Origin of the sequence: Streptomyces fulvoviolaceus (assembly GCF_000718165.1) — a bacterium.
In the GTDB taxonomy this organism is placed as follows: Bacteria; Actinomycetota; Actinomycetes; order Streptomycetales; family Streptomycetaceae; genus Streptomyces; species Streptomyces fulvoviolaceus.
This window is the reverse complement of record NZ_JOEY01000219.1, coordinates 1-257: the sequence shown is the minus strand read 5'-3', so window position 1 is coordinate 257 and position 257 is coordinate 1. Positions and strand designations below refer to the sequence as shown.

1 rRNA gene is annotated in these 257 nt (G+C 58.8%); it reads right to left on the bottom strand.

What is annotated here, in order from left to right:
- Positions 1-117: ribosomal RNA gene (gene rrf / locus IG08_RS0153600) — 5S ribosomal RNA — on the bottom strand.
- Positions 118-257: the final 140 nt, after the last annotated feature.

The window sequence follows — 257 nt, the reverse complement described above, 5'->3', positions numbered from 1 at the left end:
GTTCGGCGGTGTCCTACTCTCCCACAGGGTCCCCCCTGCAGTACCATCGGCGCTGTAAGGCTTAGCTTCCGGGTTCGGAATGTAACCGGGCGTTTCCCTCACGCTATGACCACCGAAACACGGTGAAACGTCTCAACCGCACCACACCCGTGACCATGGGCATGGGGTTGTTCGTGGTTTCAGAACCAACACAGTGGACGCGAGCAACTGAGGACAAGCCCTCGGCCTATTAGTACCGGTCAGCTTCACCCCTTACG